We start from the raw sequence: 21,460 nt of genomic DNA, 5'->3' as shown, positions 1-21,460 counted from the left end.
GCCCCGACCGCCTGATCTTCATCCGCCGCGCCCTGTCGTCGAGGCCAGTTTCGGCGCCGAGCTGCGCCATGTCCCATCATAGAGGCCGCGCGCCTCCGGCCCTGTGATCAGGCTCACAGCCTGCGCGGCGGACGGCGGCCGATCGGCGATGGCCGCGCTTCCCTTCCTGCGCTGGCGCGCGGGCATCCACGGCTTGCCCCCGTCGCTGTGATATTCGTGACACATCGCGCACGGCGATTCGGTCGCGGTCTCAACCTTGACCAGCCGCGCGCCACCTTCGCCGACATGGCAGTCGCGGCACTGGCGAAGGCCGGGGATCAGAAGGTCGCTCGCCGCCTTCGATCGCGTCGCCGCGACGTGGCAGTCGGCGCAGTCGGTTTCCCTGTGCGCATCATGGTCGAACCAGCCCTTGGTCAGGAAGCGCGGCGTCTGGTTCACCGCCATCACGCGCCAGTCGTTGCCCGCGGCGGGCGCGAAGATGGTGTGGCAATCATAGCAGGCGCCGCCCTTCGAGAAGACGGCGCGCACCGCATCCTCGGCGCGGTTCGGGCGCGCCGCGACCTCGCGGAAATAGATGTTGTAGACCTGTCCCTCGGCATATTGGCCGGGGCGCCGCCGCTCCATGCCGCCGAGTTGCAGCGGCCGCGTCGGCGGGGTCGAACGGTAATAGGCAATCAGGTCGGCGACCACCTGCCGTGGCTCGCCGTGGCGGAGCGTCCGCGTGACCCCGCCGACCGTCTCGAACGCGAGGCTGTGGCACATCGCGCAGTCGCGCTCCATCTCGACCGGCCTGATCCGTACTCCGTCGGCGTCGGGGCGGTGACAGTTCGCGCATTCGAGTTTCTGCCCGAAGCCATGGCGGCCGCGGAAGCTCGCCGCCATGCGCGCGACCCCGCCATTGGCCTGCAGATGCAGGTCGTGCGGGAATTTGAGCCCGCCCTGATCGACGATCGCACCCTTGCTCAGCGCCGCGCGCACTGGCTTCGCGCCCGGCGCGGTGCGCACGAGCGGCCGGAATTCGGGATGCAGCGTGCCGAAATCGGCGGCATCGGCGACGGTCGGCTCGAAGCCCGCCTTCACCAGCCGCGCCTGCATCCCGTCATGGCAGTCGGCGCAGAATTTCTGCGGCGTCGCGGGCATCGGTCCGGCGCCTTCATGCTCGGTATGGCAATCGACGCAGCGGCCTTGCGGCCGGTTGAAGGTCTTGGCGAAGCCCGCGAGGATGCGCTCGCCGACGCCGGGCGGGTGGCGTGCCGCAAGCAGCATCGCGGTCGGCGCATTGGCGTGCGCCGCGCTCATCGCCTTGTGCTCGCCGGTGTGGCAGCCGACGCACGCCTTGTCGGTCACCGCGACGAAGGCGTCGACGTGGCACGACTGGCAGTCGCCCTTCAGGCTCTTGTGCGCGCTCGACAGCGGCCCCGACGACCAGGCGAGGTCGGCATGATAGCCGCCCGGCCGCTCGTCGACCTGCCGATAGCTGTGCCACGCCCAGATCGGCCCGGCGAGGAAGGCGAGGAAGACGAGGATGGCGAAGGTCCAGGCGCCCAGCCGCTTGCCCGGCATCGTCCCGGCCAGCGAGAAAGCCTTCGCCTCGTCGACGTCCTTCGACGATTGCGACAGTTCGTCGATCCGTTCGACGAGCAGGACGATCGCGTCGCCCTCGCGCGCGACCGTCAGCCGGTGCCCGCCGAACCGCAGCTCGGCGCCCGCCGCGCTGTCGATGTCGGCGGCGTCGAGCGTGCGGCCGTTCAGGTCGAACCCCAGCCCCTCCTGCGCCGCGACATGGACATGGCGGCCGTCGCTGCTGCCGATCGTCGCATGGTGCGGGTTCACCGCCAGGTCGGGAATGTGGATGCCGTTGCCGCTTTCGCGCCCCAGCGTGATCGTGTCGCCCGGCAGCGGCTGGTCGCGGACGATCTGCTTGCCCGTCTTCGTCGTCGCGATGCGGCGCAGGATGAAGCTCATCGTCCCCCTCCCCGCCTACCAGTAGAAAAAAACGCTGACGATGTGCGCCGACAGCGCCACGATCAACGCAAAACTCAGCGGAACATGCACATAAACCCATATTTCGAGCAGTGCTCGCAGCCGCAGATGCCGGCGCAGCCGCGCAAGCGCCGCCTCCTTCTGGCGCAGCAGGCCGACGACCTTGCCGCGCGCTTCAGCATCGGCCGCGCGCGAGCCCGCCAGCGCGCGCAGCGCAGCCGCCGTCGCACAGCGAGGATAGCGCCCGGTCAGCCGCCCGCGGATGCCCCCCGCGAATGGGTCCTCGTCCAGCGCGGCGAGCACCGGGGCGGCATCCTCAGCCGTCAGCGGCTGCGCTGCGGCATGAAGCTGGCGGTCGAAGGCGCGGATCGCCTCGAGCATCTGCATCTGCGTCATCTGCTCGCGGTTGTTCGACAGCGCAGCCGGCAGCGTCGCATAGACGACCACGCCGTAGAGCCCCGACAGGATGACGAGCATCATCAACGCCCAGGCGAGCGTGTGGACGTTCCAGCCTAGCTGGAAACCGGTGTGCCAGGTACCGATGACGATCAGGCTGAGCCCCAGATAGACATGCGCGGAGGTCCACGCCTTCAGCGACCAGTAATCGCTCGTCATCCGGCGCTTGCGATAGCCGAGCGCGGTGAGCCACAGGATCAGCGCGGCGCCGATCGTCCCCAGCGTATAGCCGTACCAGCTCCCGCCATTGGGGCGCGGTGTCACGTCGACTAGCGCATAGGAAACGACGATCAGCAGGCAGAGCATGCCGGAAATCTTCGCCCAGCGGAAATTGGCGTAGCGCAGGAATCCTTCGTGCCGACGCTGACGGACGCGTTCGACATGGGTGCGCTGCGCACGGCGCCGGAACAGCGTCGCCATCAGTCGGCATCCTCTTCGAGCCGGGTGACCGACAGGAACTCCTCGGGCGAGACGCGGATCGCGGCGCCGGTGGGACAGGCGCGCACGCAGGCGGGGCCGCCCGCGATCCCCTTGCACATGTCGCACTTGACGGCGATCTTCTTGGGCTTCTTGCCCTCGGGCATATTCGCCTTGGTCCATTGGGGCGACGGTTCGCCCGGCCCCGGCCCCCGGCCGAGCAGCAGCCAGCTGAGCAGACCGGGCTTCGGCGGCGGCGTCGATTCCATACGGATCACGCCATAGGGGCAGTTGCGCATGCAGTTGCCGCAGCCGATGCAGCCGTCCTCCATATAGACTTCGCCGTCGGGGCCGCGATGGATGACGTTCGGCGGACAGTCGGCCATACAGTGCGGATGCTCGCAGTGGCGGCAGCTTGTCGGGACGTGCAGATGCGCAAAGGTCCGCCCCGCCTCGCGGTCGAGCCGCGACAGTCCTTCGTGGCTGTCGGCGCAGGCCTTTTCGCAATTGTCGCAGCCGACGCACAGATTCTCGTCGATCAGCAGCGCATCGGTCGCCTCGCCGAGCCCTTCCTTCATGATGAAGCTGGCGGTGTCCGAATAAAGATCGACCGCGCTCGCATAGCTGGTCTTGCGCGATTCGATGAAGCCGTTCATCGCCGCGCGCTCGGCGACCGCGGCCTCGGTCGCCGCGCGCACCTGCGGCCGCGCGGCGAGCATTGCCTTGAACCCCGCGCCGGTCAGCTTGATCACCTCGCTGCCGACCGCTGCCTTGACGGTCGCGTTGCGCTTCTCTCCGCTCAGCACCGCCATTTCGCCGAAATAGCTGCCCGCGGGCAGGTAGCGCAGGAAGATCGGCCGGCCGCCGATGTGCTTTTCGACCACCATCGAGCCGGAACGGACGACATAAACGTCGTCGCCCGCGTCGCCCTCCACGACCACCGGCTTGCCGGCGGGCACGCGGATCACCTCGGCCCCGTCGATGACAGGCGCCAGATCCTCGACCCTCAGGCCGCCCTTGAAGATCTGGAGAAGCTGGCGTTCGAGCGAGATGCGTTCGATCACGCGCTTCGCGCCCGGCACCGCGCCCATCAGCTTGAGCGCGGCGGTGCGCGACACCTCCACGAAGATGCTGTCCTCGCCGGCGCGAATCGTCGCGCCGCGCTTGCGGCCAGAGATCAGCCCGACCTCGCCGAAGATCGACCCCTGCTCGATCGGCACGTTGACGCCCGGCGCCACCTCGACCAGCGCATGGCCGTCGGCGATCGCGAACAGCGACGATCCCGGCTCGTCCTTTTCGAACACCACCTCGCCCGCAGGGTAATAGGCAATCTTCGAATCGAGCATGAATTCGCGCATCTGGAGCGGCGACACGTCGGCGAAGATGCGCACCCGCACGCGCAGATGGTCAAGCCACTCGCCGACTGTTTTCTGCTGCGGCAGGTTTGCGAAGATCGTTGCAAGGTCCTTTTCGTCGGCGGGGGTCAACGCGTTGTTGCCGTTGATGAATTCGACGACGTCATAGCCCTGGTTCATGCAGTGCTTGATCAGCGGATAGCCCGCGAGCGCGCCGATGACGTAGATGCCGGGCACCGTCGTCTCGAAGGTCGGCGACAGCTTCGGAAAGGCTTCGCGGTCGGGGCCGGTGAATTCGATCCCCATCGATTCGACGAAGGCGCGCGGCGCGACGGATCCCAGCCGCGCGACGATCACGTCGCACTCGATCCGCTCGTCGCCGGTCGGCGTCTCCAGCGTCAGCCAGCCCGGTTCGACGATTTTGGGCTGGGTTTCGGTGCGGATGTCGATCGCGCCATTCTCGCCCGCCTCCATCAGGTCGGAGACGTTCTTCGCCTTGGCGCGCGCGAAATCCTTCGACCGGTTGAGGATCGTCACCCGGTTCTCGAGCGCCTCCTCGGCGACGCCGAGCGCATTTTCGATCCCCGCGTCGCCCGACCCGACGACCGTGATGTGCCGGTCCCTGAAATCCTCCGGGTCGTCGACCTGATAGATGATGTGCGGCAGGTCGCCTCCGGGGCAGCGCATCCGGTTCGGGTTGCCCTGCGTCCCGATCGCCAGCACGATATGCTCGGCGGCGATCGTATCGCCGCTCGCCGTCCGGATATGGAAAGCGCCTTTTTCGCCCGTGACCTCGACGACCTCGGCGCGATAGGCGACGGTCACCTTGTTGGCCGCCGCGTCCTCGTCCCAGATGCCCAGGATCGCCTCGCGCGACCCTTCGTCGAAGCGGCAGTCGGAGCGCAGGTCGAGGCGAGCCGGCGTCGCCATGACGTGCTTGCCCTTCTGATATTTGAAGATCGTGTCCGACAGATGGTCGGTCTTTTCGAGCAGCACATGGCTGAGCCCGAGCTGCGCCGCGCGCGCGGCGGCGCTCAGCCCGGCGGGACCGGACCCGATGATCGCGACCCGGACCGCCTCGCTCATGCGCGCGCGGCCCGCCCGCGAAAGGCAGGCTCGCTGCGGCTGACGACCATCCTGACGAACATGCGCGCTGGCATCCCTTCCCCCTGGCCGCCAGCCCCCCGGCAACCTCTGCATGGATGCGACCCGGACTTATGTCCTGATCGGAACGCTATGCCCTTGAAAGCGGGGGCGGGTCAACCGGGGAGACGGATGCCGGCCGAAGCGCGCGCGATCAGCGCGCGGGCGCGACCCGGTTGCCGACACCCTGGATCGACACGCGCGGACGCGCCTTCCCGGCGGTGCTCCAGGTGACGACATTGTCGACGCCCGACACATTCACCGGCGCCCCGGCGCGCAGCGCGATGCGAATCCGGTTGTCGGTGCCGGTCACGGTCAGCGACGGGCAGTCGCCCACGAAGCTGATCTCGTTTTCGGTGCCGCTGACGACCGCCGCGCGGCCCTCGCAATCGACGGTCAGCGTCTGTCCGACCCCATCGATCGTCGCGCCGCTGCGCGTTCCGGCGCTGCCGCTCTGCGCAAAAGCCAGAGCCGGCACCGCGGCGACGAGGCCGATCGCGGCCATGACGGGGAATTTCGGGAAAAAGGCGTTCGAAAGCAAGGCTGTCTCCTTCACAACCCCTCGAATGCCCCACCGCAGGCATGCGCGGACAAATCTTGCTCCACGGTGAACGGACGCCGCGCGCCGCCGGTCAGGCGAGTTCGAACATCGCCGCGATGCGATCGGACGCCACCGGCTCGAAGCGCGACCAGCCGTCGGGGCCGAGCTTTTCGAGCGGGCGGAAACGCGCCTTGTAGGCCATGCGCGCCGATCCCTCGATCCAGTAACCGAGATAGACATAGGGCAGGCCGGCCTTCGCGGCGCGCCGGACATGATCGGCGATGATGAAGGTGCCCAGTCCCTCGCGCAGCGGATGGTGGGCGTCGAAGAAGCTGTAGATCATCGACAGGCCGTCGCCCTGCCGGTCGGTCAGGCAGCAGCCGACGAGGCGGCCGCGGCCGCCGTCGGCCGCCGGTTCGCGATATTCGATCATGTAGGAATCGACCGGCGTCTGCTCGACCATGTCGGCGAAATCCTGCTCGTCCATGTCGGCCATGCCGCCGCTCGGGTGGCGCGACAGCAGATAGGCGCGCAGCAGCGCATATTGCTCCTCGGTCGCCCACGGCTTGCAGGCGGTGACGACAAGGTCGCCGTTGCGGCGCATCGTGCGTTTCTGCGACTGGCTGGGCCGGAATTCCGCGGCGCAGACGCGCACCGAGACGCAGGCCGAGCAATCGGCGCAGCTCGGGCGATAGGCGACCGACTGGCTGCGGCGGAAGCCGATCCGGCCGAGCGCGTCGTTGAGCTCGTTCGCATTGTTGCCGCTCAGTTCGGTGAATACCTTGCGCTCGGTCCGGCCCTCCAGATAGGGGCAGGGCGCGGGGCTAGTGACGAAGAAGCGCGGGAAACGGAACGGTGCGGACACGCGGACTAGACCTCCAGACTTGTGATGCGGATCCCCCCACGCGGGTCCGGCGCGTTCTTTCCACCGACTATGCCGCCCCGCGTCAATGGTGCAAAGACCGTTTACCATTTTTGTTCGTCCCGATCTGAATCAGATCGGAAAACCGCGCGGTCGGGCCGGACATTCTGTCCCGTTTCGAATCGATCAGGCGTAGCCCTTGAGCTCGTCGCCGGTCAGCGTCGCGACGTGGAGCACATTGGTCGACCCCGGCGTGCCGAAGGGAACCCCCGCCATCATCACCAGCTTCGCGCCTGCCTGGCCGACGCCGTGGCGCAGCGCCATGCGCTTGCCCTTGGCGATCATCTCCTCGAAGCTGCCGATGTCCTTGGTCGGCACCGCGTGCGCGCCCCACAGCAGGCCGAGCCGCCGCGCCGCCTCGCGCTTCGGGGTCAGGATGAGCAGCGGCGCGCCGGGCCGCTCGCGCGCGACGCGGCGCGCGGTCGAGCCCGACGCGGTGAAGCAGATGATCGCGTCGGCGGCGATCGTCGCGATGATCCCGCCCGCCGCCTCGGCCAGCGCATCGGCGGTCGTCGCGTCGGGGAAGGTCTCGGTGAAATGGAGCCGGCGGTAATAGTCGGGATCGCCCTCGACCGAGCGCGCGATCGAATCCATCATCGTCACCGCCTCGACCGGCCAGGCGCCCGCCGCGGTCTCCGCCGACAGCATGATCGCGTCGGCGCCGTCATAGATGGCGGTCGCGACGTCGGACACCTCGGCGCGCGTCGGGGTGGGCGAGACGATCATCGATTCGAGCATCTGGGTGGCGACGACGACCGGCTTGCCCAGCCGCCGCGCCGTCGCGACGATGCGCTTCTGGAGCGGCGGCACCGCCTCGGGCGGCAGTTCGACGCCCAGGTCGCCGCGCGCGACCATCGCGGCGTCGGCGATCTCCAGTATCTCTTCGAGCCGGGCGACGCCCGCGGGCTTCTCGAACTTGACGAGCAGCGCCGCCTTGCCGCCGATCAGCCGCCGCGCCTCGGCCACGTCCTCGGGCCGCTGGACGAAGGACAAGGCGATCCAGTCGACATGCTGTTCGAGCGCGAAGGACAGGTCGCGGCGGTCCTTTTCGGTGAGCGCGGCGAGCGGCACGACGACGTCGGGGACGTTGACGCCCTTGCGGTCCGAAATGCGGCCGCCGACCTCGACGATCGTCGCGATGCAGTCGGAGGTCACGCTCTTCACGCGCAGCACCAGCTTGCCGTCGTCGATCAGCAGCCGCGTGCCGGGTTCGAGCGCGGCGAACAATTCGGGGTGCGGCAGGTGGACGCGCTGCGCATCCCCCGGCGCCGGATCGGTGTCGAGCACGAACGCCTGCCCCGTCACCAGCTCCGCCGGGCCGTCCGCGAAGGTCCCGACGCGCAGCTTGGGACCCTGCAGGTCGACGAGGATCGTCGACGGGCGCCCGGTCGCCTTCTCGAGCGCGCGAATCGCCGCGATCACCTTCGCATGCCCCGCGTGGTCGCCATGGCTCATGTTGACGCGGAAGGCATCGGCGCCGGCGCGGTACAGCGCCGCGATCATCTCCGGATTTGCGCTCGCGGGGCCGAGCGTGGCGAGGATGCGCACCTTGCGCTGGCGGGGGGGAAGGGTGTGGACCACGGTTGCTCCGCTTGCCTGATTGCCGTTACAGTGCGTGGGCATGGCGCTTCGTTCGCGCCATGGCAACCGCGCGATATCGATTGATCCACGCAAAAGGAGACAGCCATGGCGTGCAGCGAAGACCGGAACGGCGCGGACGATCCGCTCGACGCCCTCGACGATGCGGCGGCCGCGGCGGCGTTCCGGCGGCTGGTACGCCTGCTCCGGCACCGCCACGACGCCGCCAACATCGACCTGATGGGGCTGGCCGGCTTTTGCCGCAACTGCCTGGGCGACTGGATCGCCGAGGCGGGCGGGATGGACAAGGAGGCGGCCCGCGCGATCGTCCACGGCATGCCGACCGCCGAGTGGAAGGCGCGCCACCACGTCCCCGCGACCGCCGAGCAGCTCCGCCGGATGGAAGAAAGCGTGGCGAAGAATCCCGGACCCCGCTAGGACGGATCGACATTCAGCTCTGGCGGCCTGCAAATGGCGGCCTTTCGCGCTTCCGGTGCCCACGTGCCGTCAGCACGCTGCGCTCCGGGTCCCGAAAATCCACCATTTTGACCTGTGGTCGTCTTCGACTCCGGCTCGCCATCTTCTGAATGTCGATCCGTCCTATGGTCTGTGGGGATTTGGCGTTCTGCGCGGTTTCTCCCATTCGTCACCCTGAACTTGTTTGGCGTTTACACCCTTGAGACAGGGATGCTGGCGTTCCCCGGCGAAAGCCGGGGTCCATGCGAGGCAGCGCTGTGCCATCTGGACCCCGGCTTTCGCCGGGGAACGCTCACCTGTCGGAAGGGGATAATTGCGAACTTGTTTCAGAGCCTGCCCCGGACCCGATCCGGGGGTCCATGGTCTGCGCTCGAATGAAAGGCGGCACAGAAGGGAAGGTCCGGTCATGGATGCTGAAACGAGTTCAGCATGACGAACGGATGAGGCAGCGTGCCGAAATCCGAATCCCCGCAGACCATAGAGCGGCGGATCCGATTACATCGGATCGGCCGCTCCGGATTCCTGTTCTTCCGCATTTTCTGAATCGTCAGGTGATTCCACCTGGCTGGAAAATGCTCTAGGGGAGCCGCCGAGGCGATTCTCGCCGCCCCATCCAACCCATCCAGCGGAGCATGACATGAGCGAAGCCACCACTGCCGACCAACAACTGCGCCTTTTCATCGAGCGCGTCGAGCGGCTGGAGGAAGAGAAGAAAGGCATCGCCGACGATATCCGCGACGTCTATCTCGAAGCGAAATCGCAGGGTTACGACCCCAAGATCATGCGCCAGATCGTCCGTCTGCGCAAAATGCCGGTGCACGACCGCAAGGAGATGGAAGCCATCCTCGACGTCTATAAATCGGCGCTCGGGATCGACTGAGGACGGCCCATATCACTCTCTCCCGTTCGCCCTGAGCTTGTCGAAGCCTGTCCTGAGCGCCTGCAAGGCAGTCGAAGGGGGCCGTTCTTTTCTTTAAGCATGGAAAACAAGGACGGGGCTTCGACAAGCTCAGCCCGAACGGATTTGATGGAGGGTTCATGGTTATGTTCAGCACCACCACCAACACAGTCGAGGGCCGTCCGGTCCGCGAATATCTGGGCATCGTCACCGGCGAGGTGATCGTCGGCGCAAACATCTTCCGCGACCTGTTCGCCAGCATCACCGACATCGTCGGCGGCCGCTCGGGCAAATATGAGGACGTCCTCGCCCGCGCGCGCAAGGAAGCGCTGGGCGAGATGGAGGCCGAAGCGGCGAAGCTCGGCGGCAATGCGGTGGTCGGCGTCGACATCGACTATGAAGTGCTCGGCCAGAACGGGTCGATGCTGATGGTGTCGGCGAGCGGGACCGCGGTCGTCCTCTGACGCGGCGGTTGTCTCGAAAAGCCGTTCACGCTAGGGGCGACGCCACATTTTCCATATCGATGGAGGTAGGCTGTGGCCGGCCATAGCAAATTCAAGAACATCATGTATCGCAAGGGCGCGCAGGACAAGAAGCGCAGCGCCCTCTTCTCCAAGCTCGCGCGCGAAATCACCGTCGCGGCGAAGATGGGCCTGCCCGACCCCGACGCCAACGCCCGCCTGCGCGCCGCGGTCAACGCGGCCAAGGCGCAGTCGATGCCCAAGGACAATATCCAGCGCGCGATCGACAAGGCATCGGGCGGCGACGGCGAGAATTACGAGGAAATCCGCTACGAAGGCTATGGCCCCGGCGGCGTCTCGCTGATCGTCGAGGCGCTGACCGACAACCGCAACCGCACCGCGACCAACGTCCGCACCGCCTTCAGCAAGAACGGCGGCAACCTCGGCACCAGCGGCAGCGTCAGCCACGGTTTCGACCGGCTCGGCCAGATCACCTATCCGGCGAGCGCGGGCGACGCCGACACGGTATTCGAAGCCGCGCTCGACGCCGGCGCCGACGATGTCGAGTCGTCCGAGGACGGCCACGAAATCTGGACCAGCGTCGACGCCCTGCACGAGGTCGCCAAGGCGATCGAGGCGAAGCTGGGCGAGGCCGAGAGCGTGAAGCTCGCGTGGCGCCCGACGATCAGGAGCGAGATCGCCGACGAGGCGACCGCGCAGACGCTGTTCAAGCTGATCGACACGCTCGACGACGACGACGACGTGCAGACCGTCTGGGGCAATTACGAGATTCCCGACGCGGTGCTGGAGAAACTGGGGTGATCGTTCCCTCTCCCCTTGGGGGAGAGGGATGCGGAGACTTGCGGGCTTTGCCCGCTAGTCGCAGCTGGGTGAGGGCATGCCTCCGCCGCACTCCCTCACCAAGTCCGGCTAGCCAGACAAGCTGGCAAGCCTCCCTATCCTCTCCCTCAAGGGGAGAGGAATGTCGGTGATCATCCTCGGCCTCGATCCGTCGCTCAGTTGCACCGGCTGGGGCGTCATCCGCGTCGAAGGCAGCCGGATCAGCCATGTCGCCAACGGGCAGGTCAAGACCGACGCCAGGGCCGCCCTGCCCGACCGCCTCGCACATCTCGACACCGTGCTCGCGGCGGTGATCGCCGATCACGCCCCCGCCCAGGCCGCGGTCGAGGAGGTGTTCGTCAACGACAATCCGCAGTCGACGCTGAAGCTCGCGCACGCGCGCGGCGTCGCGCTGCTCGCCTGCGCGCGCGGCGGCCTGCCGGTGGCGGAATATGCGCCGCGGCTCGTCAAGAAGGCGATCGTCGGCACCGGCGGCGCGGCGAAGGAACAGGTGCAGGCGATGCTGCGCGTGCTGCTCCCCGGCGCGAAGGTCGCGGGCGCCGACGCGGCCGATGCGCTGGCGGTGGCGATCTGCCATGCCAACCACCGTGGGTGCTTTTGAAGTTTCACGCCCGAAGCATAGATGTTCCCTTTTCATTCCCGTCGCGCTAGGCACAGGACATGATCGCGAAACTCACCGGAAAACTGGACAGCAGCGGCGCGGGCCATGCGGTGATCGACGTCGGCGGCGTCGGCTGGCTGGTCGAGGCGTCGGCACGCACGTTGGACGCGCTCGGCCCGGTCGGCGGCGACGTGACCGTCCACACCGAAATGCTGGTCGGCGAGGATTTCCTGCGCCTCCTGGGCTTCGCGCGCGCCGAGGAACGCGACTGGTTCCGCCTGCTGACCAGCGTCCAGGGCGTCGGTGCCAAGGTCGCGCTCGCGATCCTGTCGGCGCTGGAAATCGGCGACCTGCAACGCGCGCTCGCCACCGGCGACAGCGCAATGGTCGCGCGCGCCAACGGCGTCGGGCCGAAGCTCGCGCAGCGCATCACGCATGAACTGAAGGACAAGGCGGGGGCGCTCGGCGGGATCGCCGGGGGTTCGAATCCCACCCTGTCCGCCACATCCGGCCCGCTCGGCGACGCCGTCGCCGCGCTCACTGGCCTCGGCTTCAAGCCGGGCGAGGCGAGCACCGCGGTCGCGGCGGCCAGCGAGGAACTGGGAGCAGACGCCTCGCTCGACGCGCTGGTGCGGACCGCGCTCAAGAAGGCGGCGAAATGACCGAAGTGGTCCGCCACGCCGCCTGCCGCTGCGGCCAGCTCCGCATCACCTGCACCGGCGAGCCGGTGCGCGTGTCGGTATGCCATTGCCGCAACTGCAAGGCGCGCAGCGGCAGCGCCTTTGCCGCGCAGGCCCGCTTCCCCGCCGACCGCGTCCGCACCGAGGGCGAGGCGAAGATGTGGCAGCAGGCGGGCGACAGCGGCAACGTCGCCGACTTCTTCTTCTGCGGCGAATGCGGCTCCACCCTTTGGTTCCGCAACCGCCCGGATCCGGACACCTACGCCGTGTCCCTCGGCAATTTCGAGCCGGGCCACGGGTTCGAATTGCAATATTCGGTTTACGAAGAGCGGATGGAGCCTTGGGTTTCGATCATCGGCGAGACAATAGAGCGTTATGACTGAGCCGGCCCTCACCACCCCCACGCGCACCCCCGAGGACGCCGACGCCGCGCTGCGGCCCAGGTCGCTCGCCGAGTTCGTCGGGCAGGCGGCGGCGCGCGAGAATCTGCGCATCTTCATCGAGGCGGCGAAGGCGCGGTCGGATGCGCTCGACCATGTGCTCTTCTTCGGGCCGCCGGGGCTGGGCAAGACGACGCTGGCGCAGATCGTCGCGCGCGAGCTCGGCGTCGGCTTCCGCTCCACCTCCGGCCCGGTGATCGCGAAGGCGGGCGACCTCGCGGCGCTGCTCACCAATCTGGAGGACGGCGACGTCCTGTTCATCGACGAGATCCACCGGCTCGCGCCCGCGGTCGAGGAAATCCTCTATCCGGCGATGGAGGACCGCGCGCTCGACATCATGATCGGCGAAGGGCCGTCGGCGCGGTCGGTACGGATCGACCTGCCGAAATTCACGCTGGTCGGCGCGACGACGCGGCAGGGCCTGCTGACGACGCCGCTGCGCGACCGCTTCGGCATCCCGGTGCGGCTCAATTTCTACACGCATGCCGAACTCGAACAGGTGATCGGCCGCGCCGCACGGCTGCTCGGTCTCGGCATCGCGTCCGACGGCGCGCTCGAGATCGCGAAGCGTTCGCGCGGGACGCCGCGCATCGCCGGGCGGCTGCTGCGCCGGGTGCGCGATTTCGCCGCCGTCGCCGGTGCGCCGACGGTCGACGCGAAGGTGGCGGACGCCGCGCTCAACCGGCTGGAGGTCGATGCGCTGGGGCTCGACGCAATGGACCGCCGCTATCTGACGATGATCGCCGACATCTATCGCGGCGGGCCGGTGGGGGCCGACACGCTCGCGGCGGGCCTGTCCGAGCCGCGCGACACGATCGAGGACGTCATCGAGCCCTATCTGCTCCAGATCGGGTTGATCGCCCGCACCGCGCGCGGACGGATGCTCAACGCCAGCGCGTGGAAGCATCTGGGGCTCAACCCGCCCGCCGGGACGCAGGACGGGCTGTTCGACCAGGGAAAATAGGGGGCCGAACCGCCGCTTTCCCCATCAAATGCCGCGGACCTGCGACGAATTGCGAAACGGGGGTTTGCGACGAGTCGAGCACCCGCTATCGGTCTGTCGATGGTCGATGTTCCGCCACCCTTCATCCCCGGCGCTTTCGTGGGGGCCGCGCATCATTATCGCGTGCGCGTCTATTTCGAGGACACCGACCTGAGCGGCATCGTCTATCACGCCAATTACCTGCGCTATATGGAGCGCGCGCGATCGGACATGCTGCGTATCGCCGGCATCGACCAGCGCGCGGCGATGGAGGGCGGCGAAGGCACATGGGCGGTCACCGACCTTGCCATCCGATATCGCCGCCCCGCGAAGCTCGACGACGACCTGCTCGTCGTCAGCACGGTCGAGGCGGTGCGCGGCGCCAGCGTCGTCATCGCGCAGCGCATCCTTCGCGGTCCGGACGAGTTAACCAACGGACACGTCACCGCCGCCTTCCTGTCGCCCGAGGGCCGGCCGCGCCGCCAGCCCGCGGGCTGGGCCGACCGCTTCACCGCCATCATGAATGGAGAGACCATCCCTTGCTAGACAATATCAAGCTGGCCGCCGACGCGGCGACATTGTCCCCCGTGGCGCTGTTCCTGCAGGCCGACATCATAGTCAAGGCGGTGATGATCGGCCTGCTCGCCGCATCCGTCTATGTCTGGGCGGTGATCATCGGCCACGGCCGCAGCGTCGGCAAGATGATGCGCGCCTCCGAACGCTTCGAGCGCGATTTCTGGCGCGCGGGCAACATCGACAAATTCTATGACGAAAACGGCCGCGAGGAACTGCCGAGCGCCAAGGTGCTGTCAGCTGGGATCAGCGAGTGGCGTCGTTCGACCGCGGGCAAGACCGTCGACCGCGAAGGCACGCGCGAACGGCTGGGCGTCGCGATGAACGCGTCGGTCGAGGGTGAGGTCGACCGGCTGGCCGAGAAGATCGGCCCGCTCGCCACCATCGGGGCGGTCGCGCCGTTCGTCGGGCTGTTCGGCACCGTCTGGGGCATCATGCGCAGTTTCACCGCGATCGCGGCCGAGAACAACAGCAGCCTCGCCGTCGTCGCGCCCGGCATCGCCGAGGCGCTGTTCGCGACCGCGATCGGCCTGTTCGCGGCGATTCCGGCGGTGATTGCCTACAACGCCTTCTCGCAGCGGCTGAACCGGCTCGAATCGCGGCTCGGCCGCTTCGCCGACGGGCTGCACGCAACCTTCAGCCGCGAACTGGAGGTCGAGGGCTGATGGCGATGAGCGGCCCTTCGGGTGGCGCCGGCGGCCGGCGGCGCGGACGCGGCGGACGCCGCGCGCCGATGTCGGAGATCAACGTCACCCCGCTCGTCGACGTGATGCTGGTGCTGCTGATCATCTTCATGATCACCGCGCCGCTGCTCGCCTCCGCGGTGCCGATCGACCTGCCCGAAAGCCGGGCGAAGCCGGTCGAGACCGAGGAGCAGGAGCCGGTGCAGCTGTCGATCGGCGCCGACGACACCATCTATATCGGCGACCAGGCGGTGGCCGAGGCCGACCTGCCCGCGCGGCTGGAGGTCATCGCACGCGAGGATCGCAGCAAGGAACGCCCCCGCCAGATCATGCTGCGCGCCGACAAGGGGCTCGATTATGGCCGGGTGATGCGCGTGATGGGCGAGCTCAACCGCGCCGGCCTGTCGCGCATCGCGCTGGTCACGACCGGATCGTCGGACGCCGCACCCGCCGCGACGGTCACCGACGGTTCAGACAGCGGGCAATAGGCACGAGGCATGGCTGCGGCACAGGCACCAAGGGGCATGGAAAGGCACGGCATCGCCATCGCGGTGGCGCTGCACCTGCTCGTCATCGGCCTGCTGTCGATCCAGTGGACCGCGGGCGACCGGCGCTTCGACAATCCGCCGATGGAGGTCGATCTGATCGCGGAGACGGCGCCGCAATCGACCGCGCCGGTGATCGCCGAAACCCCGCCCGCCGCGCGGCTGGGCGAAGAGGATGCGACCGACATCGCCGCCCCGCCCGAGCCGGTGCCCGCGCCGCCGGAACCCGAACCGATCGTTCGCCCAACGCCCGCACCAGCGCCCAAGCAGGTGGCGAAGCCCGTTCCGGCGCCACCGAAGAAGGCGCCCCCCGCCGCCGAGAAACCGAAACCCAAGCCCGCGCCCAAGGCACCGCCGAAGAAACAGACCAGCGGCCCGACCGGGCGCCTCGACGGCATCGTCGACGGGCTTGCCAAGTCGCAGCCCAAGGCGCCGGCGAGCAAGGGCGCGCCCGCCGCGGCGACCGCGGCCGAGGTGCGCCGGTCGATCGACGTCAGCATCAAGTCGGCGGTCGCGCCGCGCTGGAACGGCTGCCGCGTGTCGGGGGTCGACGTCGACCAGCTCAAGACGGTGGTCAAGTTCCGGCTGACCGAATCGGGCGCGCTCGCGGGTTTCACCAGCGTCACCACGACCGGCGAGAACGACAGCAACAAGTTCCAGGTCCAGCGGCACCAGGAATGCGCGAAACGCGCCGTCGAACTCGCCGCCCCCTTCGACCTGCCGACCGAAAATTACAGCTTCTGGCAGAATTACACGCTCGATTTCATCAAAAGGTAGAGAGAGATGTCCTTTCGCACCACGCTTTCGCTCGCCCTGCTGCTCACCGCCGCGCCGATCGCCGCGCAGGCGCAGGATGCGAGCGCCCCCACCGCGCCCGCCGTCACCCAGACCGAACCGCGCGAGACGATCGAGGGCCAGCTTTCGCAGGAGCGCACGGTGATCGCGGTGCCCGCCTTCGCGACGCCCGCGGTGACGACGGTCGCCGGGCTGCGCACCGACAATCTGGGCCGCGACATCGCGAAGGTGATCGCCGACGACCTCGAGCGTAGCGGCCTTTATGCGCCGCTCGGCCCCGGCAGCGTCCGCGCGATCGGCATGGCAGAGGTCACCGCACCGCGCTTCGCCGACTGGAAGGCGCGCAATGCCGAGAATGTCGTGCACGGCTTCGTGCGCGCGACCGGCACCGGCGGCTTCGTCGTCGGCTGCTATCTCTACGACACCGAACTCGGCAGCGAGCTGGTGCGGCAGGGGTTCGAGATCCAGCCCGCCGACTGGCGCCGCGCCGCGCATAAATGCGCCGACGCCATCTATTCGCGCCTGTCGGGCGAATCGCCCTTCTTCGACAGCCGTGTCGCCTACATTGCCGAGAGCGGTCCGAAGGGGAACCGCATCAAGCGGCTCGCGATCATGGATTCGGACGGCGGCAACCACCGCTTCATCACCAACGGCCAGGCGCTCGCGATCAGCCCGCGCTTCTCGCCCGATTACAAGAAGATCGTCTATGTCAGCTATCTGAACAACCGCGTCCGCGTCTTCATCTACGATGTCGCGGCGGGGACGCAGAAGCTGGTGACCGAAAGCGGTAACGCGACCTTCGCCCCGCGCTGGTCGCCCGACGGCAGGCAGATCCTCTATTCGATGGCGGTCGGCGGCAATACCGACATCTATCGCGTCTCGGCCGAGGGCGGCACGCCGGTGCGGCTGACCACGACGCCGGGCATCGACGTCGGCGGCAGCTTTTCGCCCGACGGCAAGAAGATCGTGTTCGAAAGCGACCGGTCGGGCAGCCAGCAGCTCTACACGATGAACATCGACGGATCGAACCAGCAGCGGATCAGCTTCGGCGGCGGGCGCTACGCCACCCCCGAATGGTCGCCGCGCGGCGACCTGATCGCCTTCACCCGCATGGGCGGCGGCGAATTCCGCATCGGCGTGATGACCCCGACCGGCGGCGGCGTCCGCATGTTGACCAACAGCTGGCAGGACGAGGCGCCGACCTGGTCGCCGAACGGGCGCGTCATCCAGTTCTTCCGCACCACGGCGGGCCGCGAAGGCAAGTCGACGCTGTGGCAGGTCGACCTGACCGGCGTGAACCTGCGCCGCCTGCCGACGCCGCAGGACGGATCGGACCCGAGCTGGGGGCCGATCCTGCCCTGATCCAATCGGAACCAAAGCGGGGGGCTGGGGTTGCATTATCGCGTGCAACATGGGTTAATCCCTCGCGAAACGACGACGGACCACAACAACAAGAGGACAGAAGACATGACGATACGCAAAAGCACCGCGATGATCGCGGCGATCACCATGCTTGCTGTCGGCGCCTGCTCGCCGAAGCCGCCGAAGGAACTCCCCCCCGCGCCCGAAGGCACCGGAACCGACACCGGCACCAATACCGGCACCGGCGTCGTCCCCGGATCGCAGGAAGATTTCGTCGCCAGCGTCACCTCCGACCGCATCTTCTTCGGCTTCGACCAGTATAATGTCGATGCCGAGGATCAGGCGACGCTGCAGAGCCAGGCGCAGTGGCTCCAGCGCAACCCGGCGGTGCGCGTGACGCTGGAAGGCCATGCCGACGAGCGCGGCACCCGCGACTACAACATCGCGCTGGGCGAGCGCCGCGCCAATGCCGCGAAGAATTATCTCGCCTCGCTGGGTGTCGATCCGTCGCGCATCCAGGTCATCAGCTATGGCAAGGAGCGCCCGGCGGCGCTCGGGTCGAACGAGGAAGCCTGGGCGCAGAACCGCCGCGCGGTGACGGTGGTCATCGGCCGCTGAGCCAGAGCCACAGCGGCACCGCGGCGAAGGCCGCGATGCACGCGAACAGACCGAAGGGGACCCGCCGAAACGCCAGCGGCCGGTCCCCTTTTCCTTGCGTCGCCAGCGTCCAGACCAACCCGGACAGGCTGGCGAGAAGCAGCATCAGCGGCAGCGCCTGCCAGCCGATCCAGCAGCCGATCGCCGCGACCAGCTTGGGATCGCCGCCGCCCATCCCTTCGCCGCCGCGCAGGCGGCGATAGCTCCAGCCGAGCAGCGCCAGCGCGAGCCCGCCGGCCAGCGCGCCGATCCAGCGGTCGAGCAGGCTCGTCCCCAGCATCGGCCCGGCAAAGAGCAGACCGACCGCGGCGAGCACGGCGTTCAGCCTGTCGGGAAGCCAGAGATGCCGCGCATCGAGCAGCGCGAGCGGCAGCAGCAGCCAGCCGAACGCCGCCCAGAGCCATCCGACCGGTCCGGGCACTATCGCCAGCGCAACAACACCGATCGTCGCGGCGCCGAGTTCGACGCGGGCGTGAAAGGGATCGATCGCCGCGCCACAATATCGGCACCGCCCGCGCTGCGCCAGCGCCGACAGCAGCGGCACCAGGTCGCGAACACCGAGCGTCTGCCCGCACGCATCGCAACACGACCGCCCGCGCACCGATCGCCCGGCGGGCCAGCGCAGCACCAGCGTCGCGATGAAGCTGCCCCAGATCAGCCCGATCGCCGCGGCAAGGATGATGTCGGCCACCGATCCTCAGAACCGGCCGCTGGTCGCGAGCCGGAACCCGTCCGGTCCGGGCTTGAATCCCAGCGCGCCGAGCGCCGCCGCCATCGCCGGGTCGCGATCGACATTGATCGCGAACGCCGCGCGATACGCGCCGCTGCCGTCGAACGACAGCGTCAGCCGCTCCATCCCCGACTGGCTCGACAGCGCCGCCTGCGCGCGGCCGTCCGCGCAGGTGAGCGGGCCCGACAGGCCACGCGACAGGTCGAGGCCGGCGATGGGGGCCGCGACCGACAGTTGCAATCGTCCTCCCGCTTCGACGCAGCGGCCATCGGCTCCGAAGCGGACGGTCGCGCCCTCGAAGCGCAGCGTATCGACGGGAATCGCGCCCAGTCCGCCCGACACGCTCGTCACGCCGTCGACCCCCGACAGCCCGCGCGGATCGCTGCCGTGGAGCCGCCCCGCCAGCGCGCCGAGCCGTTCGTCGCTGCGCGAAAAGGCGAGTTCGATCCGTCCCGTCAGCAACGCGAGCGGCGACAGGCTGGCGCGCACCGTGCCGAGCGGCAGGACGCCGAGCCGCGCGTCGATCAGCGTCCCCGACCAGATCGACCCGCGCACCTCACGCGCCGCGATCCCGGCATCATCCGCCCCCGCCAGTCCCAGCGCGAGCCGCAGCGGAAAGGTCGCACCGATCAGCAACAGCGCGAACAGCACCGCCGCCGCGATCCAGCGCCTGCGTCCACCGGTCACCGGCCGCCCTTTCTGAGGTCGGCGGTCATGCCGACGGTGCCGTCGGCGGCGGGGGTGATGCTGAGTTGATCGATCACGAACCCCTGCGCCTCGAGCGCGGCGAGCCAGTCGATCAGCACGGGGGCCTTCGCCGTGGCGATCGCGATCGTCGCCTGCCGCGCCCCGCGCGCCTCGTTGCGATCGAGCGTCAGGCCGATCTCGCCCGCCGACTGCGCCAGATACTGGTCGATCGATGCCGCATCGACCGCCGCCGCGACCGATGAGGCCGGGCGCCGCGAAAGCAGCCGCACCTTGGCCGCGACGCGCCCTTCGCGCTCGACCGCAGCGCGATGCGCGGTGTCCAGATCGACGAACGCGGCATAGGCGGGCCGCGCGAGCGCCCACAGCAGCACCGCAAACGCCAGCACGACGGCGATGCCGACCAGCCAGCGCTCGCGCTGCGTCAACCCCGCCCACCAGTTTTGCACGCTTTCTCTCATGGCACCGCCCGGATCGTCACATTGGCCATCTGCTGCCCGTCGGTGCCCGCCATCGGCTGCGCGGTGATGCGATAGCCGCGAGCCTGGAGCGCGAGGAGGACCTGGTTGACGTCGTCGATACGCGGCGCGGCGAGCGTCGTCGTCAGCGTGCCGTCGGTGCGGTGGGCCAGCGTGCGCAGCGTCACCCCCGGAACATCGCGCATCGCGTCGTAGAGCGCGGAGGCGGGCACCGAAAAGGCCAGCGGGCCGCCCCCCGCCCCGGCGAGGCGCCGGTCGATCTCCGCCTCCGCGGCCGAGGCGTCGGGCGCGGCGATCCCCGCCTGCTTCGCCGCCGCGACGGCCGCAGCATCGGCGCGCCTTGTGTCGGACGCCAGCCGGACGGCGTGCACGACCGGAATCGCCACGCTGACGAGAAGCAGCGCGAGCAGCCCCCGCCCGGCGAGACGCAAGAGCCCCGGATCGACCGCCCAGCGGCGCTTCGGCTTCCACGCCCCGCTGAGCAGGTCGAGCGCGGGCGCGGCGAGCGACAGCAGCAGCGCCTGTTGCATCCGGCCTGCATCGAGCGGCGCGATCGTTCGCCCGGCGGCGATCAGCGGGTCGATCTCCGGATCGGAAGCATAGGCGCGGTCGGGCGTGCGGATGATCCGTTCGCCGCCGACTTCGGCGAGCCAGAGCGCGTCGGCCTCGGGCGGCGGGACCAGCGCCGCGGCGGGCAGGATCGCGGCGGGCGCCAGCCCTTGCGCTTCGAGCCAGCCGGTCCACACCCGCATCGCGGCATGGGTGGTGGTCGCCACCGGCACCACCTGCCCCGCCTCGACCGGTTCGCCGGCGACGATGTGCAGCGCCGCTGCATCGCCCAGACTGTCGCGCAGCGCGTCGATCCGGGCGGCCGCGGCGGCCTGCGCCGGCGCCGCGTCGGAATAGGAGAGCCAGCGAAGCGGCGCATCGGCGGCGGGCGCGAGCGCGATCAGCCGGTCGTCTTCGCCCGCCTCTCCCCTATGCTCCCCGCTCCGTTCCCACGCGTCGACCCAGCCTTCGTCCTGCCCCGAATCGACGATCACGCCGTCGTCGACCCGCAGCCAGGCCGGAGGCGACGCCGATCGGTCGCCAAGCGCCGCGATGCGCGGCAGCCAGAGGAGCAGCGTGCGCGCCAT

At 68.8% G+C, this 21,460-nt stretch carries 24 protein-coding genes; 14 read left to right on the top strand and 10 right to left on the bottom strand.

The window, feature by feature from the left end:
* Positions 1-18 precede the first annotated feature (18 nt).
* From AC2S9W_RS07715 to pyk, 6 genes are all read right to left on the bottom strand, one after another.
* Entirely contained in the window at positions 19-1,965 is a 1,947-nt protein-coding gene (locus AC2S9W_RS07715) for a cytochrome c3 family protein (RefSeq protein WP_486571826.1), read from the bottom strand.
* 15 nt (positions 1,966-1,980) lie between these two features.
* Positions 1,981-2,859 (bottom strand): hypothetical protein, encoded by an 879-nt coding sequence (locus AC2S9W_RS07710; RefSeq protein WP_076074292.1) that lies wholly within the window; start codon positions 2,857-2,859, stop codon positions 1,981-1,983.
* A complete protein-coding gene (locus AC2S9W_RS07705) occupies positions 2,859-5,297 on the bottom strand; it encodes an FAD-dependent oxidoreductase (RefSeq protein WP_486571825.1) in 2,439 nt (812 codons plus the stop codon). The genes AC2S9W_RS07710 and AC2S9W_RS07705 overlap by 1 nt, the downstream gene beginning before the upstream one ends.
* A 211-nt stretch (positions 5,298-5,508) precedes the next feature.
* On the bottom strand, positions 5,509-5,859 hold the full coding sequence (locus AC2S9W_RS07700; protein ID WP_104959356.1) for a DUF3060 domain-containing protein: 351 nt from the start codon (positions 5,857-5,859) through the stop codon (positions 5,509-5,511).
* A gap of 127 nt (positions 5,860-5,986) precedes the next feature.
* The gene (locus AC2S9W_RS07695) at positions 5,987-6,760 is read right to left on the bottom strand and encodes an arginyltransferase (protein WP_067113001.1); all 774 of its coding nucleotides are present in this window, start codon (positions 6,758-6,760) and stop codon (positions 5,987-5,989) included.
* A 183-nt stretch (positions 6,761-6,943) separates the two neighbouring features.
* Positions 6,944-8,440, bottom strand: coding sequence for a pyruvate kinase (pyk, locus tag AC2S9W_RS07690; protein ID WP_486571824.1), 1,497 nt, complete (start codon positions 8,438-8,440; stop codon positions 6,944-6,946).
* A 63-nt stretch (positions 8,441-8,503) separates the two neighbouring features.
* On the opposite strand from pyk, the gene AC2S9W_RS07685 reads away from it, so the two are divergent.
* The 14 genes from AC2S9W_RS07685 (at position 8,504) to pal (ending at position 18,371) form a co-directional block, all read left to right on the top strand.
* Entirely contained in the window at positions 8,504-8,833 is a 330-nt protein-coding gene (locus AC2S9W_RS07685) for a DUF1244 domain-containing protein (protein ID WP_486571823.1), read from the top strand.
* A gap of 676 nt (positions 8,834-9,509) precedes the next feature.
* The gene (locus AC2S9W_RS07680) at positions 9,510-9,752 is read left to right on the top strand and encodes a DUF2312 domain-containing protein (RefSeq protein WP_067112377.1); all 243 of its coding nucleotides are present in this window, start codon (positions 9,510-9,512) and stop codon (positions 9,750-9,752) included.
* A 164-nt stretch (positions 9,753-9,916) separates the two neighbouring features.
* On the top strand, positions 9,917-10,234 hold the full coding sequence (locus tag AC2S9W_RS07675) for a YbjQ family protein (RefSeq protein ID WP_067112380.1): 318 nt from the start codon (positions 9,917-9,919) through the stop codon (positions 10,232-10,234).
* A 72-nt stretch (positions 10,235-10,306) separates the two neighbouring features.
* Positions 10,307-11,053: a YebC/PmpR family DNA-binding transcriptional regulator gene (locus AC2S9W_RS07670; protein ID WP_212597587.1), complete on the top strand. Its 747-nt coding sequence runs from the start codon at positions 10,307-10,309 to the stop codon at positions 11,051-11,053.
* Between the two features lie 166 nt (positions 11,054-11,219).
* Positions 11,220-11,693, top strand: a complete 474-nt coding sequence (gene ruvC / locus AC2S9W_RS07665; RefSeq protein WP_486572066.1) for a crossover junction endodeoxyribonuclease RuvC — start codon at positions 11,220-11,222, stop codon at positions 11,691-11,693.
* A gap of 59 nt (positions 11,694-11,752) precedes the next feature.
* Entirely contained in the window at positions 11,753-12,355 is a 603-nt protein-coding gene (gene ruvA / locus AC2S9W_RS07660; RefSeq protein ID WP_486571822.1) for a Holliday junction branch migration protein RuvA, read from the top strand.
* Positions 12,352-12,756, top strand: coding sequence for a GFA family protein (locus AC2S9W_RS07655; RefSeq protein WP_486571821.1), 405 nt, complete (start codon positions 12,352-12,354; stop codon positions 12,754-12,756). The genes ruvA and AC2S9W_RS07655 overlap by 4 nt, the downstream gene beginning before the upstream one ends.
* Entirely contained in the window at positions 12,749-13,777 is a 1,029-nt protein-coding gene (ruvB, locus tag AC2S9W_RS07650; protein WP_104959354.1) for a Holliday junction branch migration DNA helicase RuvB, read from the top strand. Before AC2S9W_RS07655 ends, ruvB begins: the two co-directional genes overlap by 8 nt.
* Before the next feature lie 99 nt (positions 13,778-13,876).
* On the top strand, positions 13,877-14,341 hold the full coding sequence (locus AC2S9W_RS07645; RefSeq protein WP_067112396.1) for a YbgC/FadM family acyl-CoA thioesterase: 465 nt from the start codon (positions 13,877-13,879) through the stop codon (positions 14,339-14,341).
* A complete protein-coding gene (tolQ, locus tag AC2S9W_RS07640; RefSeq protein ID WP_076074278.1) occupies positions 14,335-15,033 on the top strand; it encodes a protein TolQ in 699 nt (232 codons plus the stop codon). Before AC2S9W_RS07645 ends, tolQ begins: the two co-directional genes overlap by 7 nt.
* Positions 15,033-15,539 carry a protein TolR gene (gene tolR, locus AC2S9W_RS07635; protein WP_067181655.1) on the top strand — a complete coding sequence of 169 codons (507 nt, stop codon included), beginning with the start codon at positions 15,033-15,035 and terminating at the stop codon, positions 15,537-15,539. Before tolQ ends, tolR begins: the two co-directional genes overlap by 1 nt.
* Before the next feature lie 9 nt (positions 15,540-15,548).
* On the top strand, positions 15,549-16,373 hold the full coding sequence (locus tag AC2S9W_RS07630; protein WP_076074275.1) for a hypothetical protein: 825 nt from the start codon (positions 15,549-15,551) through the stop codon (positions 16,371-16,373).
* Between the two features lie 6 nt (positions 16,374-16,379).
* The gene (tolB, locus tag AC2S9W_RS07625; RefSeq protein WP_067181652.1) at positions 16,380-17,753 is read left to right on the top strand and encodes a Tol-Pal system beta propeller repeat protein TolB; all 1,374 of its coding nucleotides are present in this window, start codon (positions 16,380-16,382) and stop codon (positions 17,751-17,753) included.
* A 105-nt stretch (positions 17,754-17,858) separates the two neighbouring features.
* The gene (gene pal, locus AC2S9W_RS07620) at positions 17,859-18,371 is read left to right on the top strand and encodes a peptidoglycan-associated lipoprotein Pal (RefSeq protein ID WP_199775057.1); all 513 of its coding nucleotides are present in this window, start codon (positions 17,859-17,861) and stop codon (positions 18,369-18,371) included.
* Here pal and AC2S9W_RS07615 read toward each other — a convergent pair.
* From AC2S9W_RS07615 to gspL, 4 genes are read right to left on the bottom strand one after another with little or no spacing between them, the layout of a single operon-like run.
* Positions 18,358-19,101, bottom strand: coding sequence for a prepilin peptidase (locus AC2S9W_RS07615; protein ID WP_076074271.1), 744 nt, complete (start codon positions 19,099-19,101; stop codon positions 18,358-18,360). The genes pal and AC2S9W_RS07615 overlap by 14 nt on opposite strands.
* Positions 19,102-19,107: 6 nt before the next feature.
* Positions 19,108-19,827 (bottom strand): type II secretion system protein N, encoded by a 720-nt coding sequence (gspN, locus tag AC2S9W_RS07610; RefSeq protein WP_076074269.1) that lies wholly within the window; start codon positions 19,825-19,827, stop codon positions 19,108-19,110.
* A complete protein-coding gene (gene gspM / locus AC2S9W_RS07605; RefSeq protein WP_234002569.1) occupies positions 19,824-20,294 on the bottom strand; it encodes a type II secretion system protein GspM in 471 nt (156 codons plus the stop codon). The genes gspN and gspM overlap by 4 nt, the downstream gene beginning before the upstream one ends.
* A gap of 8 nt (positions 20,295-20,302) precedes the next feature.
* Positions 20,303-21,460: a type II secretion system protein GspL gene (gene gspL / locus AC2S9W_RS07600; RefSeq protein WP_076074264.1), complete on the bottom strand. Its 1,158-nt coding sequence runs from the start codon at positions 21,458-21,460 to the stop codon at positions 20,303-20,305.

The sequence above is a fragment of the Sphingopyxis sp. 550B genome, from assembly GCF_057401805.1.
The sequence above is the reverse complement of the archived record's forward strand: the minus strand, read 5'-3'. Positions and strand labels throughout refer to the sequence as shown.

Bases quoted from the DNA above. Each gene is read 5' to 3' on its own strand.
- AC2S9W_RS07715 (WP_486571826.1), bottom strand. From the start codon at position 1,965: ATGAGCTTCATCCTGCGCCGCATCGCGACGACGAAGACGGGCAAGCAG.
- AC2S9W_RS07710 (WP_076074292.1), bottom strand. From the start codon at position 2,859: ATGGCGACGCTGTTCCGGCGCCGTGCGCAGCGCACCCATGTCGAACGC.
- AC2S9W_RS07705 (WP_486571825.1), bottom strand. From the start codon at position 5,297: ATGAGCGAGGCGGTCCGGGTCGCGATCATCGGGTCCGGTCCCGCCGGG.
- AC2S9W_RS07700 (WP_104959356.1), bottom strand. From the start codon at position 5,859: ATGGCCGCGATCGGCCTCGTCGCCGCGGTGCCGGCTCTGGCTTTTGCG.
- pyk (WP_486571824.1), bottom strand. From the start codon at position 8,440: ATGCCCACGCACTGTAACGGCAATCAGGCAAGCGGAGCAACCGTGGTC.
- AC2S9W_RS07685 (WP_486571823.1), top strand. From the start codon at position 8,504: ATGGCGTGCAGCGAAGACCGGAACGGCGCGGACGATCCGCTCGACGCC.
- AC2S9W_RS07680 (WP_067112377.1), top strand. From the start codon at position 9,510: ATGAGCGAAGCCACCACTGCCGACCAACAACTGCGCCTTTTCATCGAG.
- AC2S9W_RS07675 (WP_067112380.1), top strand. From the start codon at position 9,917: ATGTTCAGCACCACCACCAACACAGTCGAGGGCCGTCCGGTCCGCGAA.
- ruvA (WP_486571822.1), top strand. From the start codon at position 11,753: ATGATCGCGAAACTCACCGGAAAACTGGACAGCAGCGGCGCGGGCCAT.
- AC2S9W_RS07655 (WP_486571821.1), top strand. From the start codon at position 12,352: ATGACCGAAGTGGTCCGCCACGCCGCCTGCCGCTGCGGCCAGCTCCGC.
- ruvB (WP_104959354.1), top strand. From the start codon at position 12,749: ATGACTGAGCCGGCCCTCACCACCCCCACGCGCACCCCCGAGGACGCC.
- AC2S9W_RS07645 (WP_067112396.1), top strand. From the start codon at position 13,877: ATGGTCGATGTTCCGCCACCCTTCATCCCCGGCGCTTTCGTGGGGGCC.
- tolR (WP_067181655.1), top strand. From the start codon at position 15,033: ATGGCGATGAGCGGCCCTTCGGGTGGCGCCGGCGGCCGGCGGCGCGGA.
- AC2S9W_RS07630 (WP_076074275.1), top strand. From the start codon at position 15,549: ATGGCTGCGGCACAGGCACCAAGGGGCATGGAAAGGCACGGCATCGCC.
- tolB (WP_067181652.1), top strand. From the start codon at position 16,380: ATGTCCTTTCGCACCACGCTTTCGCTCGCCCTGCTGCTCACCGCCGCG.
- pal (WP_199775057.1), top strand. From the start codon at position 17,859: ATGACGATACGCAAAAGCACCGCGATGATCGCGGCGATCACCATGCTT.
- gspL (WP_076074264.1), bottom strand. From the start codon at position 21,460: ATGGCGCGCACGCTGCTCCTCTGGCTGCCGCGCATCGCGGCGCTTGGC.